Below are 15,382 nucleotides of genomic sequence, written 5' to 3'. Positions count from 1 at the left end.
AACAGCCTTTTCCCGTCTAGCCAAAAGACAGAAAAACACCCATAAAAACCGGCGACAAAAACGACAGCAAAAAACCTGAGGCAATGGCCACAGGCACACAGCTCAGCCCACCGTTGCTGCGGATGACCGGCAAGGTGAAATCCATCGAAGTGGCTCCGCCATAGCCAATAGCCATGGCAGGCCGACTGCCAATCACCAGTGGGATAATCGCCAGGGCAATAATTTCCCGCAGCACATCGTTCATGAAGGCCACACCGCCCCAGGCCGGCCCCAGCGCGTCACCAATCACAATGCCCGAGAGCGAATACCAGCCAAACCCCGAGGCCAATGCCAGCACATCGTGCCATGGCAATCCCAATACGGGTATCAACACGACACCCGCCAGCAGAGAACTAACCACAAGCATCAGGGCGATCCCCAGCCCCTGGGTGTTCATAAGGAGCTTGCGCAAGGAGAGCCCGGCATTGCGCAGCTGAAGGCCAATTAAAAACAGCAAGAGCATCAGCGACCAGGTAGCAAGTTGCTCCGCTTGCGGCAGTGGTGGCAAAAGAAAATAGCCTGCCAACAACCCCACCATAACCGCCATCAATGGCTTGAGAGCGGCCATAAACAGCCTCACATAGCCCGTGCTACCGGCAGGCTCCTCCCGATGCTCTGGCACCATAGGCCGCCAGCGGTGGAACAGCCAAAGCCCAGTCATATTCGCCATAAACAGAACGGCCACCAGAACGGACGTTTGGCTGGCCATAGCGCCGAGCTGGCTCGTCAGGCCTTCCATCTGACCCAACCCCAGCCCCAGCAGCGCCAGAATAAAGTACACCAGAGCTTCTACCGTGTAATGAATAACGGTCATCAGGCGGCGGTTTTCGAGGGACAGGGCAAAGCCAAAAAACAATGGCGCAAGAATCAGCAGGGCACCCGTAAGCATTAATGCACTGCAGCGTCAGAGGGCTCAGCGCGATCCTGAACCAGCACCCAGGGTGCCACAACCACAGCCCAGAGCTCTGCATTACGGTCGTACCAGACACGAGCCAGATCGGGCGACACATCCCCTACATCGCCTGTTGCCAGCCATTGCTCGAACAGAGCGCGGTTATCCGCGGTGAGTTCACAGGCCACATCCAACAAATCCAGCGCTTTGCCAACACGCACAACCTGCCCTCGGGCGTAGTAGGTTTGCAGCTCGTGCCAGCGGATACGGGAGGTTTCCAGATTGAGCTTGGCTTTGGTTTCATCGTTGTTTCGGGAGGACGACATAACAACCTTTTGCAGTAGCGACAGTAAAAAACCGGAACGAGCTTAACCGATTGCACGGGCCTCGTTCCAGATATCCCTTATCTGATCTGCCAACGTAAGCGGATCGAATGGTTTGGGAATAACACCGGCTGCACCCAGTTCCAGGTAACCTTGCACCTCGTCACTCTGAACCTTGGCCGTCATAAAAACCGCCGGCGTGTTGGCGTAACCTGTCAGGCTGCGTATAGCCTTCAAGGTTGCCGGGCCATCCATCCCCGGCATCATCACATCAAGAACAATCAACTGGGGCCTGCACTCCTCGATCTTGTCCAGCGCTTGTTGCCCGGATTCACAGGCAGTGAGCTCAAACCCGCCGATAGCCTCCAAAGCCAGCTCCGCAACCGTTCGAATATCCGGTTCATCCTCAACCATCAGGATTCGTTTCAGATTCTCAGGTGGCATCGTGGCTTTCCTCCTTGTGCTCAATCCCCAGTCGTCTCAACAGCGTGAGACACTCAGGATCATCTGCTTGACCAGCCGCGAGCAGGGCCGCGGCTCGCATCACCAGCTTTGATTGACTGACATTGCCCCTGCTTACAAAATAGACAGCTCCAATCAACTCCCTGAGATCCAGCGGCAAGCGCCACTGTACCTTGATTCGATTGCCAAGCTTTTCTGCCCAGTAGGCAATGGCAGAATCAACCAGCTCAATCTCCGGCATCTCTCCACTATCATCGCACTGATTTTGCAGCACTTTCAGAGCTGCCAGCTCCCCTGCACGGCTCAGCAATCCAGCTGTGTAATAGGGCGCAGGGTTATCGCCAATTTTTCGCGCCAATGTGCTGGCCACCTCGGCAACCCGCAACGCTTGCTCCTGCTCTATCAGCGCCCTCTCTGCCAAGCGCGGGCAGGATAGTTTCCCTGCAATATCCAGAGACAAAGCCAGCGCCTGGTTCAATGCCATTGCGATACCGATAGTGCTGACGGCCTCGCGCACGGTCTTTACTGATGTTCCTGAGCGGCGAAAAGACGCGCTGTTCGCCACGTCGAGCATCTTTGCACTCAAGGCTGGCTCGGCCTTCCACTCGGTTGCGAGCGCGATAGCACCCAGCTCGTCATGCTTCTCGATCAACGCCAGAATAGCACCCGTGTCAATCTGGCCAGGCAACTGTATCGGCGAGTTACAGGCAGCCTCCATTTTCTCTTCCAGGGTGCTGTTGGCGCTCTCACCCTGACCACTTGAGAGGGGCGCTAATGCCAAGAGCTTTTGGTGTAGTGCTTCTACCTGAAACGGCTTACTGATGTAGGCATTAATGCCCAGATGAGCCGCCGCAAGAATGGAATCACGATCTGCGCGACCACTGATCATCACTACGGGTACTTGGCCGCTGAGTTTTCGAACGGCACGAATCACCTCAAGGCCGGAGCCATCTGGCAGGTTCCAATCAGTAATAACCAGATCTGCAGGTTTTTTCTGCCAGCTATCAAGTGCTTCTGCTACCAGCGTATGAACCCGGACTACGACTCCTGGATATGCGCCTGCCACAACAGTTTCCAGAAGAGCGCCGACCAGTTCATCATCTTCAAGTATCAATACATCCATCGCGACGATCTCAATTTCCCTTTGATTCAAGAGTTGCTTTCTGAAGCCACGGTAACGCCATTCCGCCCTGCTCGCTTGCGCTCATAAAGAGCCCGGTCGGCGGCGTCTATAGCCTGCTCACCAGACTCATAAGCGTTAAGTTCGGCAACGCCAGCACTGAAAGTCACTGAGAACTCCTCGCTGCCGCCTTTAAACGCCAGTTGGGCAAAATCCTTGTTCAGTGCTTCCAGCACCTCAACCGCCTTGACCAAGGAACACTCCGGCAACACGACAACAAACTCCTCTCCACCATAACGACCGATAATATCCGTATCCCGCAAGCGGTGGCGCAACAAGTTGGATAAAGCCTTGATCACCATATCGCCAACACCATGTCCGTATGAATCGTTCACCCTCTTGAAGTGATCCAGATCCAGCATGGCGACAACTGAACTGTGCCCGCTGCGCGCCGCACGCGCATGCTCACGATTAAGCTCTGTTTTGGCCAGCGCATGTTTCAACAAGCCCGTGAGGCTATCCAGCGAAACAAGCTTGTCGAGCTGCCGGGCACGGAAACAGCGTATTCTCACGGTGCGCAGCAAGTACTCATCGGAAACAGGCTTGGTAACAAAATCATCACCACCACGAGCCAGAACGTCCAGCTGAAGATCACGATCTGCTTCAGACGAAAAGAAAATAATGGGCAGGCTTAGCCACTCAGCCTGAAACCGGAGCATTCGGGCCAAAACAGGGCCCTCGTACTGCCCCATCTGCACATCCATGAGCAGTATATCGGGCCGGAACTCCGCCAACTCAGACAACATCCGTGAGGGGTCATCAAACGCGCGCACTTGCATGCCGCCACTGGTCAGTACAACGCGATAGTGTTCAAGCAGCTCTCTATCGTCGTCTACAATCATAACCTTGCCGCTGAGCGTTGCCAGACCTTCTGCCAAAAGCTGCTCTACCTGATCTGCAAGGGCCGGAATGTCCAGAGTAGCATCAACACAGGCATCGACATTCAAACGCGCCAGCCTGTAGCGGGTGGCAAAGTCATGGGCTTCACTGAAGCAAATCACCGGAAGCTTGTGCAGCCTGGACAGCCAGCTGGCTCCCTCGTCTTGCAACAGGGTATCCCGAATCATAACCAGATCCACATCACCCATGCTGTCTGGCCACTGATCAGCGCTACTGAGGCTACGAACCTCATAGCCATAGAGCGCCAAACCCTGGGATACCAAATCGCCATGCTGTTGATCCGGATCCAGAATCAACAATACAAATTGGTTATCAGACTCCACTGGCACCGGCTTGTGCCACCCGGTTGATACCGGGTCAGCCACACCCAAAAGGCTGCCAAGACCCACCAGATCCTTTTCAAAACCGCTTGCCAGCAGCTGCCTTAACTGCTGCCGGACATGCTCTCTCTCAGCCCCTTCCGTAACCTGATCTGCGAAAGGCTTGATAGCCAGCTCAAGTTTTCTGGCCTGCTCCCCCAGCTGTGTAAAACCCAAAGTGCCGGCTGATCCTGCAAGTCTGTGCAACAACTGATAGGCAGCCACCAGCTCGCCAATGGCCTCGGGGCGTTGGGAGGCGCTGAAGATGCTGGCAACCAAACCTTCGATTTCACTAATCGTTTTATCCTGAAAACGATTACGAAGAGTCTCCAGTTTTTTCCGCACCTCGGAGGAAGGGCTTTCGGGCATAAGGGCTCTTGCTAATTAACGCGCGTAAACGCTGTGAATTCGGTTTGAATTACGGTTCAATCAAAGCAAGTTTTAACGCAAATTGCCAGACAGGAGCATGCATTGAATCATTTATCTCTGGGCACCCGCCTGGCCATCATCATCCTGACTGGCTGCCTTACCACCGTTGGCGCTGTTATATATGCCGCCTACAGTGCACTGCTCGAAGATTTCTCAACAAATCTGCTGGCGCAACAGGAGAACGAAACAGCTCACATCTCCAGTTTGGTTAGCCAGGATCTGGAGTTCCGCACCAATGTGCTGTCGCAATTTGCATCGATTCTAAGCACCGAGGGCCAATTGCTTTCCCCGGAAAGGCTTACGAATTTACTGAAGAAACAGAAAAACCTGGAAGAGTTGTTCCCACACAGCCTGAGCGTTTTGACGCCAGAAGCCGTCTTGATTGCTGAAAACATCTTCTCTCCAGGCAGATTGGGCACCCATTACGCCGACCGCCCCCACTGGCAAGAGGCCATCAACACTCAACGCCCCGTTATCAGCCGCCCCCTGATCGGCCGGGCAACAGGTGTGCCCTTAATGGTATTTATTGCGCCCATTAAAGGTGATAACGGGGAGCTCCTGGGCTTCCTCAGTGGCACTTTAAGAATGCACCAGTCGCTTTTGATTCCCGGAAGCGTGCGGGATAGTGCCAGTGAAGATGCAATTTTCCTGGTGGTAGACTCTGATAACTTCCTGTTCATAGAGGGCGCCCCTAACGGTAAAGCCATTGAGGATCTTCCAGACCCCGGGGAAAACTTGCTGATAGATGCGGCCCTTTCAGGTGTCCGTTTTGGCGAGGTTGAAACAAACACAGGCGAAACGCTGATCTATGCAACCAACCACCTGCACCGACTTGGCTGGCTGTTTATACGCGCGGTTCCAAAGTCCCTTGCGACTGCTCCCGCAAAGCAAGCCTTCAGCCGGTTCTTTATGATCAGCATCGGTGTCACCTTCGGCATATTACTGATGACCTACATGGCGCTTCGCTCAACAACCGCGTCTCTCACTCAGATGACCCGTCGTATCCGCTCGATGATCCAGAAACCGGAATCTTCCCGCCGCCTCACAGAACAAGGCGCTCCAGAGGTTCGGGATCTGGCGCAGGCATTTAACCAGCTTATGGATGGGCGGGATGCCAACAACCGACTCAAGGACAACTTTGTTGCCAATGTCAGCCATGAGCTGCGAACACCCTTGACCTCAATAAATGGTGCCATGCGACTGCTCCAATCCGGCACCGCAGGCGAATTACCGGTGCGCGCCAAAGAAATGGTGTCGCTGGCACTGCGCAACGGCGATCGCCTGCAATTACTCATCGGCGACATGCTCGATTTCAACAAGCTGTCCAGCGGCAAGATGCGGGTGAGTTTTCAGCCTGAGGACCTGCCAAAGCTGTTGGCGGAAACTGTCTGTGGGAACGAAACCATGGCCAGGGAGGTCGGCGTCAGCCTGGCCACTCCAGACGTCCCCGAGATACCCCTGCACACCGACGGCCATAGATTGCGGCAGATTCTGGATAACTTCGTGAGCAATGCCATCAAGTTTTCACCAAAAGGTGGCCTGGTCACGCTCCATGCAGAAAAAACGGATCAGAACACACTGCGAATTACTGTGAGCGACCAGGGTAAAGGCGTTCCTGAGACATTTAAATCCCAGATATTCAGTCGCTTTTCCCAGGCAGAGGTTGGCACAACCCGCGCAACGAATGGCACTGGACTGGGCCTGGCGATCAATCGGCAGATTGCAGACCTTCTGAACGGCTCTGTCGGCTACTACAACAATAATGGCGCCCACTTTTGGGTTGAACTACCCTTGGACAGCAACGTCTTATCAGAGGGCACAACATCATGAAAGAGCCCGAGGTGCCTGCCAACGAGAGCGACCGGCAAGCCGCTCTGGATCAACTTCGGATTCTTGACACTCCCCCCGAAGCCCGGTTTGACCGCCTCACCCGCATGGCCGCCAGGCTTTTGGATGCCCCCATTGCCCTGATCTCCCTGATTGACCGTGACCGGCAGTGGTTTAAATCCATTGTCGGGCTGGACGTCAGCGAAACCCCGCGATGCATTTCCTTTTGCGGACACGCCATTCTGACCGATCGGCCGCTGCTGATAGAAGATGCCTGTGCCGATGAACGTTTCCGCGATAACCCTTTGGTAACCGGCGCGCCGAACATTCGTTTCTATGCCGGCACGCCGCTGCGCAGCTCCGATGGCCACGCCCTGGGAACCCTGTGTGTTATTGACAGGGCGCCCAGAAAGCTGAACGAAGAAGATCTCCAGTGCCTACGAGATATTGCCGACTGCATAGAAGAGCAGATCAGCGCCCAGGAGCTGGCTATTCACTATCGGGAACAGGAACTGCAAAAGCAGAATGAATCCCTGATCATGCTCAAACAGCTTGCGGATCTGGTGCCCGGCGGCCTCTACCAGTTCCGGCTCTTCCCGGATGGGCGCATGACCTTTCCTTTCAGCAGCAAAGGTATAGAGCGCACCTTTGGCGTCACCCCGGCACAGGCTCGGAATGATGCCGCGGCACTTTTCACGATGATAGATCCTGAGGATTACCCAGCGGTAGTGGGCAGTATCAAAGAGTCATCGCAACACCTGTGCACATGGTCTATCCAGTTCCGCATTCGCCATCCAGAGGGCAAAGTACGCTGGATTGAAGGCCACTCCACACCTCAAAAACTCTCTGATGGCAGCATCATCTGGCACGGCTACCTGGAAGACATAGACGATAAAAAGCGGGCGCTTCTGGGGATCGAGGAAAGCGAGCAGCAGCTTCGGCGGCTGTTTGAACTGGCACCCAGCGGTATCATTCTGGCGGACTACCGCACCGGTGAAATCATCGATGTGAACGCTTCGATGCTCAAGTCAACCGGCTATCGCAAGGAAGAATTCCTGGAGCTTGGTTACCGCCAGCTGCTTTCCCCCAACCATGTATCCATGCAAGCAGAGGTTCTGGAACAGCTACAGCACTCAGGCTATTTCGGGCCCATCGAACAAGAAATTGTGGACCGCTACGGCAACAGCTACCCAGCCATCGTTCACGCCATGCTAATACTCGATTCTGCTGGCCGAAAGCTGCTCTGGGTTCTGCTGGAGGATATTTCGGAGCGTAAAAAGATCGAGCGCATGAAGAACCAGTTTGTATCGACCGTGAGCCATGAGCTCCGCACGCCGCTCACCTCAATTACAGGAGCGATCGGGCTTCTGGCCGGGGGGGCGGCGGGCACGCTACCTCAAAAAGCACAAGATATGATGGCCATTGCCGAGCGCAATGCCAAGCAGCTGGCCAGGTTGATCGACGACCTTCTTGATATCGAAAAGCTGGTAACCGGAAAGCTGACCATCAGCATGCAATACCAGCCTCTACTGCCGTTACTCGAGCAGGCAGTGAGTGAAAACCGGGCCTATGGTGCGCAGCGGGAAGTTACCATTCACCTTGCTTCAGACATACCCGCCGTTGACGTATTTGTAGACGGCCAGCGCCTGCTGCAAAGCCTTAACAACCTGATATCCAATGCCATGAAATTCTCCCCCGATAGTGGGCGTATTGGTGTGTCGGCGAAACAGCAGATCCTGGAGGGGGCTCAAACGGTCACTATTTCCGTGCAAGACAGTGGAGACGGTGTTCCGGAAGCCTTTAGAAGCGCAATTTTCCAGCGCTTTGCCCAGGCCGACAGCTCCGACACCCGTAGCCGGGGTGGCACAGGCCTTGGGCTTGCGATAACTCGCGAACTGATAAATGCCATGGGTGGCGATGTCGGCTTTGAGTCTTTGCCGGGCCAGGGCGCAACCTTCTGGATACGCCTGCCTGTGGCAGTTATTGGTGAACCATAAAAAACCGGCAACCCGAATGGGTTGCCGGTTTCAAGTCTGAACCCGTTAATCAGCTAGTTCAGGCAGATTTGAGCATTTCACGCACCACATAGTGCAAGATGCCGCCGTGATGGAAGTAGACAGCTTCATTTGCAGTATCAATCCGCGATTTCAGATCGCAAGTCGCGGTTGAGCCGTCCTTGTAGGTGATCGTCATGGTCAGCGTTTGGCCCGGTGTTATATCTCCGGACAACCCACTGATACTGATGGTTTCTTCTCCAGTCAGTTTCAGGCTCTTTCGATCCGTACCTTCCGGGAACTGCAGGGGCATCACACCCATGCCAATGAGGTTGGAGCGGTGGATTCGCTCATAGGATTCTGCCACCACCGCACGAACTCCAAGCAGGCGAGTGCCTTTGGCTGCCCAGTCGCGGCTTGAGCCGGTTCCGTATTCCTTACCAGCAATCACAACCAACGGTGTGCCCTGCTCCTGGTACTTCATGGCCGCATCATAAACCGCCATTTGCTCCCCAGTGGGCACAAACTTGGTGAAACCGCCCTCAACGCCATCCAGCATTTCGTTACGGATACGTACGTTGGCAAAGGTACCCCGCATCATCACCTCATGATTACCCCGGCGGGAACCATAAGAGTTGAAGTTGCCCGGCTCAACACCGCGCTCCTGCAGATATCTGCCTGCGGGGCTATCGGCGCTGAATGAGCCGGCCGGCGAGATGTGATCCGTTGTCACGGAATCCCCCAGCAGTGCCAAAATATTTGCGTTGGATATATCCTCAATCGGATCTGGCTCCGGGCCCATACCTTCAAAGAAGGGCGGGTGCTGGATGTAGGTAGAATCTTCTGACCACTTGTACACCTTCGTTTCAGGCACATCTATGGCTTGCCAGGTAGCATCGCCATCGAATACCGCCGCGTACTCGGTCCGGAACATGTCAGTTTTGACTTTCTCCACAGCCTCAGCAACTTCCTGCTGGCTTGGCCACAGGTCTTTCAGGTACACCGGATTACCATCCTGGTCTTTGCCCAGAGGATCCTTCTGCAGGTTCAACCGCACGTTACCAGCCAGCGCATAGGCAACCACCAAAGGAGGTGACGCCAACCAGTTGGTTTTCACCAACGGGTGTATGCGGCCTTCGAAGTTACGGTTACCAGACAGCACAGAGGCTACTGTGATATCACCATCCGTAATGGCTTTTTCAACCGAATCCGGCAATGGGCCAGAGTTACCGATGCAGGTTGTGCAGCCGTAACCTACCAAGTCAAAGCCCAGCTTGTTCAGATCATCCTGAAATCCGCCTGCGGCCAGATATTCTGTGACCACCTTGGAGCCCGGCGCCAGTGACGTTTTCACCCAAGGCTTGGTGGTCAAGCCCTTCTCTACCGCTTTCCGGGCCACCAACCCGGCCGCCATCATCACACTGGGGTTAGACGTGTTGGTACAGGAGGTGATAGCCGCAATCACGACTGCGCCCGGGTCCAGGCGGGTATCCTGCCCATTCAGAGTGATCTCCCGGCTGCAGGGGTGATGATAACTGTCATCAACGCCCACGGCGGTTTGCCCGCCTTCCGATTTAAGCTCCATTTCACGCTTATCGGGCGCATCCGGGCCACCTTCAGATGTTTCCATCAACAATTCGAAGGCCGCTTTCATGTTTTTCAGCGCTACCCGATCTTGCGGGCGCTTAGGGCCGGCCATGCTGGCTTCGACATCGCCCATGTCGAGTTCCAGCGTCGCGGTGTACACCGGCTCATGGCCTGGCTCACGCCACAACCCCTGGGCTTTGGCATAGGCTTCAACCAGTTCGATCTGCTGGTCGTCGCGACCAGTCAAGCGCAAATACTTCAGGGTTTGCTCATCCACCGGGAAGAAGCCACAGGTGGCGCCATATTCCGGAGACATGTTGGCAATGGTGGCACGGTCTGCCACCGGCATGTCTTTCAGGCCGTCACCATAGAACTCCACAAACTTGCCAACCACGCCTTTTTTGCGCAGCATTTCGGTCACAGTAAGAACCAGATCCGTTGCGGTGATGCCTTCGCGCAGCTTGCCGGAAATCTTGAAGCCCACCACTTCCGGTATCAACATGGAGACTGGCTGGCCAAGCATGGCAGCCTCTGCCTCGATACCACCAACACCCCAGCCAAGAATGCCCAGGCCGTTAATCATGGTGGTGTGGGAGTCTGTGCCTACCAACGTATCCGGATAGGCAATGGTTTTATCGCCCTGCTTCTTGTGCCAGACAGTTTTGCCCAGGTACTCGAGGTTTACCTGGTGGCAAATGCCGGTTCCAGGCGGAACCACACGGAAGTTATCAAAGGCCTGCTGGCCCCAGCGCAGGAACTCGTAACGTTCCTGGTTGCGCTCCATCTCGATTTCCACGTTACGCCCGAAAGCACTAGCCGTGCCGAACTCGTCTACCATCACCGAGTGGTCGATCACAAGGTCCACAGGGGATAGAGGATTGATCAGAGCTGGATCTCCACCGGCCTTTTTAACAGCCTCGCGCATGGCTGCCAAATCCACCACGCCGGGTACACCGGTAAAGTCCTGCATCAGTACCCGCGCTGGGCGGAACTGGATTTCGGTGTCTGAGCGCTTGTCTTTCAGCCACTGCACCATGGCATCAACGTGGCTTTGATCCACGGTTACGCCATCTTCGTTGCGCAGCAGGTTTTCGAGGAGCACTTTCAATGAAAAGGGGAGTCGGTTGATATCACCGAGGGATTCTGCCGCTTTGGGCAGGCTGTAATAATGAAACGTTTTACCGCCTGCACTCAAGCTGCTGAGTGTGTTCAGGCTATCTTTTCCAAGGCTATTGTTCGACATACTGTGCCTCCATTATTCGCCATGATCCGAGCACTTTTACAAGCTACACTGCGACATCAGACAAGCAGGCTGGCGCAAAAGTCAGGGAATGTGAAGTCTTGTATAACTATTGCATCAAATAATTATAGTTCAAGGTCACGCCCATGAATGTTCGGTATTCAGGGGGATGATTGCCAAACTACAAAATTTAAACAAAATTCGATTTGCGGGCCCATCACTGAGAGTTAAGGTAGGCTTTTCCTACACACTTAGCCCCCTTAAGGTATCCCGCTTGCTGGCGCTTGATAACTTTTTCGTGCTCAATCTGGCAGCCGACAAGCTGGTGTCGGGCCAATATGAGACTGGTCTGGTAGCGCTATCGCTGGCCATTGCCATAGGTGCTTCCTATCTGGCGCTCACCCTGGCAGCGGCGGCCCGGCGCAGTACAACTGTGCACCTGCAGCGTCTGCATTTAATCAGTGGCTCAGCCTCCCTGGGTTTCGGTATCTGGTCAATGCACTTTATAGGCATGTTGGCCTTCGAGATGCCTGCCCATGTTCACTATCACCCCTGGATCACCGCCCTATCGGCAGCTCCCAGCCTGTTTGCATCCTGGGTGGCCCTCAGCCTGCTTGCTCGACATGACCTTAACCCTGCGCGTTTGATTGGTGGAGGCGTGATCGTTGGGGCCGGCATAGGCACTATGCATTATCTGGGTATGGCAGCGATGGAGATCGGGCCGGCGCTTAGATACGACCCTCTGCTGTTCGTGCTCTCTATTGTGGTTGCGGTGCTACTTGGCACCTTAGCCCTGTGGATCAGCTTCGGTTTGCGGCGCAGAACCCGCATGCGCGGATACAAACGTCGGCTCCTGGCTGGTGCCGTAATGGGTCTTGCCATCGCGGGTATGCACTACACGGCCATGGAAGCCGCTCGCTTTATCGGCGAGCCGGAGCCGGGGTTCCTGCCCGGCAGCAACCGCCAAACTGCACTTGCCTTCACCATTGCTTTCATTACGGTGAGCCTCAGCTTACTGGCCGCCAGTGTGAACGCTGTGGCGCGCTACTGGGCACTCATGAGGCGCAGCCAGGAAGCCACGAGTGAAATTCAGGCCATTCTGGATGCGGCGGTAGATGGCATAGTGAAGATTTCCGACCGCGGCATTGTGCTGTCGTTCAGCGAATCTGCCGAGCGTATTTTGGGTTACCAGGCAGAAGAGGTCCTCGGCAAAAACGTGATGATGCTGATGCCCAACCCCCATAGGGATGCCCACGACAGCTATCTGAAAAACTACCTGCGTACCGGTGTGCCCAAGATCATCGGCTCCAACCGGGAGGTGTGGGCCCTTCACAAGAATGGCCACCAGGTTCCCGTACTCCTCGCCATTGGCGAATCCCGGCTGGGCGGCATAAGCACCTTCGTTGGCTTTTTAACGGACATTTCCGAACGTCACAAGATGGAAACCGAACTGCGGCAGGCCAAAGAGTTGGCGGAAGAAGCTGCTGCAGCTAAAACCGCCTTTCTGGCCAACATGAGCCACGAGATTCGCACGCCTATGAACGCCATCATTGGCTTCACCGATCTGGTACTGGACACGCCCCTGGAAGAGCCCCAGGCGCGGCATTTGGGCGTAGTAAAGGCTTCCGCCAGGTCGCTACTGAGCCTGCTTAACGACATTCTGGACTCTGCCAAGCTGGATGGCGGTCACATTGAGATTGAATCCCGAAGTTTCAATTTCAGGCACCTTTGTGAACAGGTCGTCGCCACCCAGTCGCTCCTTGCAAACCGCAAGGGTCTTTATCTTAATCTGGATTTTGAAGCAGGGGATTATTTCAAGGGCGACCCTCTACGCATTCAGCAAGTAATACTGAATCTGCTAAGCAACGCGGTGAAATTCACGCAAACCGGAGGGGTGACCCTGCGGGTCAAACATCCGGAGCCACAGAAAGTGGTCATCCTGGTGGAAGATACCGGCATCGGCATCTCTGCTGACCGACTTGATAAAATCTTTGAGCCTTTCACCCAGGCCGATTCCAGTATGACCCGACGCTTCGGGGGCACCGGGCTGGGAACCACCATCGCCCGCCAATTAGCGGAACTCATGGGCGGCGAGATTACCGTAGCCAGCACCCCTGGCATAGGCTCCACCTTCCAGGTAACCCTGGCTATTTCCGAAGGTGAGCCGGTGGATGACGATCAACATTCCGAGCAAGAGGTGACTCTGCCACCGTTGCGAATTCTGGTGGCTGATGACGTAGCACAAAACCTTGAGCTTCTATCGTCACTGCTGACCCAGCGAAACCACCAGGTGACCACTGCCAACAATGGCAAGCAGGCTCTGGATCTTTATCGCCGCGAAGCCTTTGATCTGGTTTTGATGGATGTGCAGATGCCCGAAATGAATGGCCATGATGCAACCCGGGCCATTCGTCAGATCGAAACTACTGATCAACGAGCCTACACACCGGTGATTGCCCTGACTGCCAGCGTATTGGAATCTGATCGCCGGGAAGCCGCAAAAGCAGGCATGGACGGCTTTGCAACCAAACCCATAAACATGCCACAGCTGACCCACGAAATAGCGATCGTGTTAGGCATCGATAGCGCCGGCCCCGAACAAATCACAAGCCAAAATATGGGTGCAGTCATCGACCAAGGCACAGTGCGCCACCTCTGGCCGGACGTTGCCAAGCATCAGAGCGCAGCTACGCGCTTCCTGAACGAGCCTGGCAACCAACCCCGTGCACTTCGTAGCCAGGCAGGTGATCAGGCTGCTGCCGCCCACAAACTCAGGGGTATTGCCGGCAATCTTGGGTTCAACCAACTCGCCAGCGTGTTGGCAGAGCTGGAAGCCGTACTCAAAACCGGGAACCCTGCACCTGAATCCTTATGGGAAAACGTGCAGTTACGCTTTGACGCTGCCATTGTCTGGCTCAAACAACAGCCCGCCCCGCCTGAAATAGTGACGGAAACACCGGTGACTGCATTGGATACACGCTTGCTAAACCATGTGATCGAACGCCTGAGCCACGGCGAACTGCCCGACGACGATATCAATAAGCTCAAGCCAGGGCTTCCAGCTGACTGCTCGAACGCCATGGACCTGATGCTGGATGAGTTCGAGCCGGAAAAAGCCGCGGAAATATTAATCAGCTTTCGAAAGACCCTGGAGTTCTCCTGATGTTGAATGACACCAAGACTCTTCTATTGGTAGACGACGAGCCTGCAAACCTCCAGGTGCTCCGCAACATACTGTCTGATCAGTATCGTTTGCTGTTCGCAAAAGACGGTGAGCGCGCGCTGGAGCTAGCGCGGAGTGAAAAGCCGAACCTGATTCTTCTGGATGTTATGATGCCGGGTATGTCCGGCTACACTGTGTGCGAAACACTCAAGGCCGAAAGCCGAACCAGCACTATCCCGATTATCTTTGTCACCGCTCTGTCAGGTTCTGACGACGAAACCCGAGGGTTTGAGCTTGGCGCTGTGGACTACATTACCAAACCCGTAAATGCAGCCATTGTAAGGGCCCGTGTAAAAACCCACTTATCGCTGGTGCGAATGGATGAACTGGTGAAGACCCGCTTGGCCGTAGTGCAACGTCTGGGCCGCGCTGCTGAATACAAAGACAACGAAACGGGGCTGCACGTTATCCGCATGAGCCACTTCTCCAGACTGATCGCACTGCAGGCAGGGTTTGGTGAAACCTGGTCTGACACCTTGTTGAATGCGGCACCCATGCATGATGTGGGCAAAATCGGTATACCCGATGCCATTCTTCAAAAGCCGGGAAAACTGGACGCAGATGAGTGGGCTGTAATGCAGACACACCCAACAATAGGGGCCGAGATTATTGGCGATGACGGCTCAAGCCTGCTCGATATGGCCCGGGAAGTGGCATTGAACCACCATGAAAAATGGGATGGCAGCGGTTATCCCAAAGGCCTCAAGGGTACAGACATCCCCGTATCAGCCCGGATTGTTGCACTGGCTGACGTATTCGACGCGCTCACCAGCGAGCGCCCGTATAAAAGCGCCTGGCCCATAGACAAAGCCACCGGGCTAATCCGCGAGCAGGCCGGTAAGCACTTTGACCCGGATTTGGTTGAGGCATTTTTCCAGTGCCTGCCCGACATATTGAAAATTCGCGCCCAATGGCAGGATGCCTAAC

10 protein-coding genes are annotated in these 15,382 nt (G+C 55.0%); 4 read left to right on the top strand and 6 right to left on the bottom strand.

All coding sequences use genetic code 11. The annotated features are described in order from the left end of the window. Positions 1–16 precede the first annotated feature (16 nt). Genes RG807_RS08975 through RG807_RS08955 form a run of 5 tightly spaced genes read right to left on the bottom strand, consistent with a single transcriptional unit; the run spans position 17 to position 4,524 of the window. Positions 17–928 carry a LysO family transporter gene (locus RG807_RS08975; RefSeq protein ID WP_309044611.1) on the bottom strand — a complete coding sequence of 304 codons (912 nt, stop codon included), beginning with the start codon at positions 926–928 and terminating at the stop codon, positions 17–19. Further along, positions 928–1,257, bottom strand: coding sequence for a DUF2288 domain-containing protein (locus tag RG807_RS08970; protein ID WP_309044610.1), 330 nt, complete (start codon positions 1,255–1,257; stop codon positions 928–930). Before RG807_RS08970 ends, RG807_RS08975 begins: the two co-directional genes overlap by 1 nt. Before the next feature lie 42 nt (positions 1,258–1,299). Continuing rightward, positions 1,300–1,698 (bottom strand): response regulator, encoded by a 399-nt coding sequence (locus RG807_RS08965; RefSeq protein ID WP_309044609.1) that lies wholly within the window; start codon positions 1,696–1,698, stop codon positions 1,300–1,302. After that, positions 1,688–2,869, bottom strand: a complete 1,182-nt coding sequence (locus tag RG807_RS08960) for a response regulator (RefSeq protein WP_309044608.1) — start codon at positions 2,867–2,869, stop codon at positions 1,688–1,690. The genes RG807_RS08965 and RG807_RS08960 overlap by 11 nt, the downstream gene beginning before the upstream one ends. Then, positions 2,866–4,524: a diguanylate cyclase gene (locus RG807_RS08955; RefSeq protein WP_309044607.1), complete on the bottom strand. Its 1,659-nt coding sequence runs from the start codon at positions 4,522–4,524 to the stop codon at positions 2,866–2,868. Before RG807_RS08955 ends, RG807_RS08960 begins: the two co-directional genes overlap by 4 nt. Positions 4,525–4,626: 102 nt before the next feature. Here RG807_RS08955 and RG807_RS08950 point away from each other — a divergent pair, with 102 nt between their 5' ends. Both RG807_RS08950 and RG807_RS08945 read left to right on the top strand, forming a co-directional pair. Continuing rightward, a complete protein-coding gene (locus RG807_RS08950; RefSeq protein WP_309044606.1) occupies positions 4,627–6,414 on the top strand; it encodes an ATP-binding protein in 1,788 nt (595 codons plus the stop codon). Next, positions 6,411–8,408: an ATP-binding protein gene (locus tag RG807_RS08945; RefSeq protein ID WP_309044605.1), complete on the top strand. Its 1,998-nt coding sequence runs from the start codon at positions 6,411–6,413 to the stop codon at positions 8,406–8,408. The genes RG807_RS08950 and RG807_RS08945 overlap by 4 nt, the downstream gene beginning before the upstream one ends. Positions 8,409–8,466: 58 nt before the next feature. Here RG807_RS08945 and acnA read toward each other — a convergent pair whose 3' ends face one another. Next, positions 8,467–11,235 (bottom strand): aconitate hydratase AcnA, encoded by a 2,769-nt coding sequence (acnA, locus tag RG807_RS08940; RefSeq protein WP_309044604.1) that lies wholly within the window; start codon positions 11,233–11,235, stop codon positions 8,467–8,469. 271 nt (positions 11,236–11,506) lie between these two features. Between acnA and RG807_RS08935 the strand changes: the two genes are divergently transcribed. Beyond that, positions 11,507–14,395 carry an MHYT domain-containing protein gene (locus tag RG807_RS08935; protein ID WP_309044603.1) on the top strand — a complete coding sequence of 963 codons (2,889 nt, stop codon included), beginning with the start codon at positions 11,507–11,509 and terminating at the stop codon, positions 14,393–14,395. Further along, on the top strand, positions 14,395–15,381 hold the full coding sequence (locus tag RG807_RS08930) for a response regulator (RefSeq protein ID WP_309044602.1): 987 nt from the start codon (positions 14,395–14,397) through the stop codon (positions 15,379–15,381). Before RG807_RS08935 ends, RG807_RS08930 begins: the two co-directional genes overlap by 1 nt. Position 15,382: the final 1 nt, after the last annotated feature.

The sequence above is a fragment of the Marinobacter sediminicola genome (genome assembly GCF_031157525.1).
In the GTDB taxonomy this organism is placed as follows: domain Bacteria; phylum Pseudomonadota; class Gammaproteobacteria; order Pseudomonadales; family Oleiphilaceae; genus Marinobacter; species Marinobacter sediminicola.
The sequence above is the reverse complement of the archived record's forward strand: the minus strand, read 5'-3'. Positions and strand labels throughout refer to the sequence as shown.

Coding starts and splice junctions, on each gene's coding strand:
- RG807_RS08975 (WP_309044611.1), bottom strand. CDS start 928: ATGCTTACGGGTGCCCTGCTGATTCTTGCGCCATTGTTTTTTGGCTTT.
- RG807_RS08970 (WP_309044610.1), bottom strand. CDS start 1,257: ATGTCGTCCTCCCGAAACAACGATGAAACCAAAGCCAAGCTCAATCTG.
- RG807_RS08965 (WP_309044609.1), bottom strand. CDS start 1,698: ATGCCACCTGAGAATCTGAAACGAATCCTGATGGTTGAGGATGAACCG.
- RG807_RS08955 (WP_309044607.1), bottom strand. CDS start 4,524: ATGCCCGAAAGCCCTTCCTCCGAGGTGCGGAAAAAACTGGAGACTCTT.
- RG807_RS08945 (WP_309044605.1), top strand. CDS start 6,411: ATGAAAGAGCCCGAGGTGCCTGCCAACGAGAGCGACCGGCAAGCCGCT.
- acnA (WP_309044604.1), bottom strand. CDS start 11,235: ATGTCGAACAATAGCCTTGGAAAAGATAGCCTGAACACACTCAGCAGC.
- RG807_RS08930 (WP_309044602.1), top strand. CDS start 14,395: ATGTTGAATGACACCAAGACTCTTCTATTGGTAGACGACGAGCCTGCA.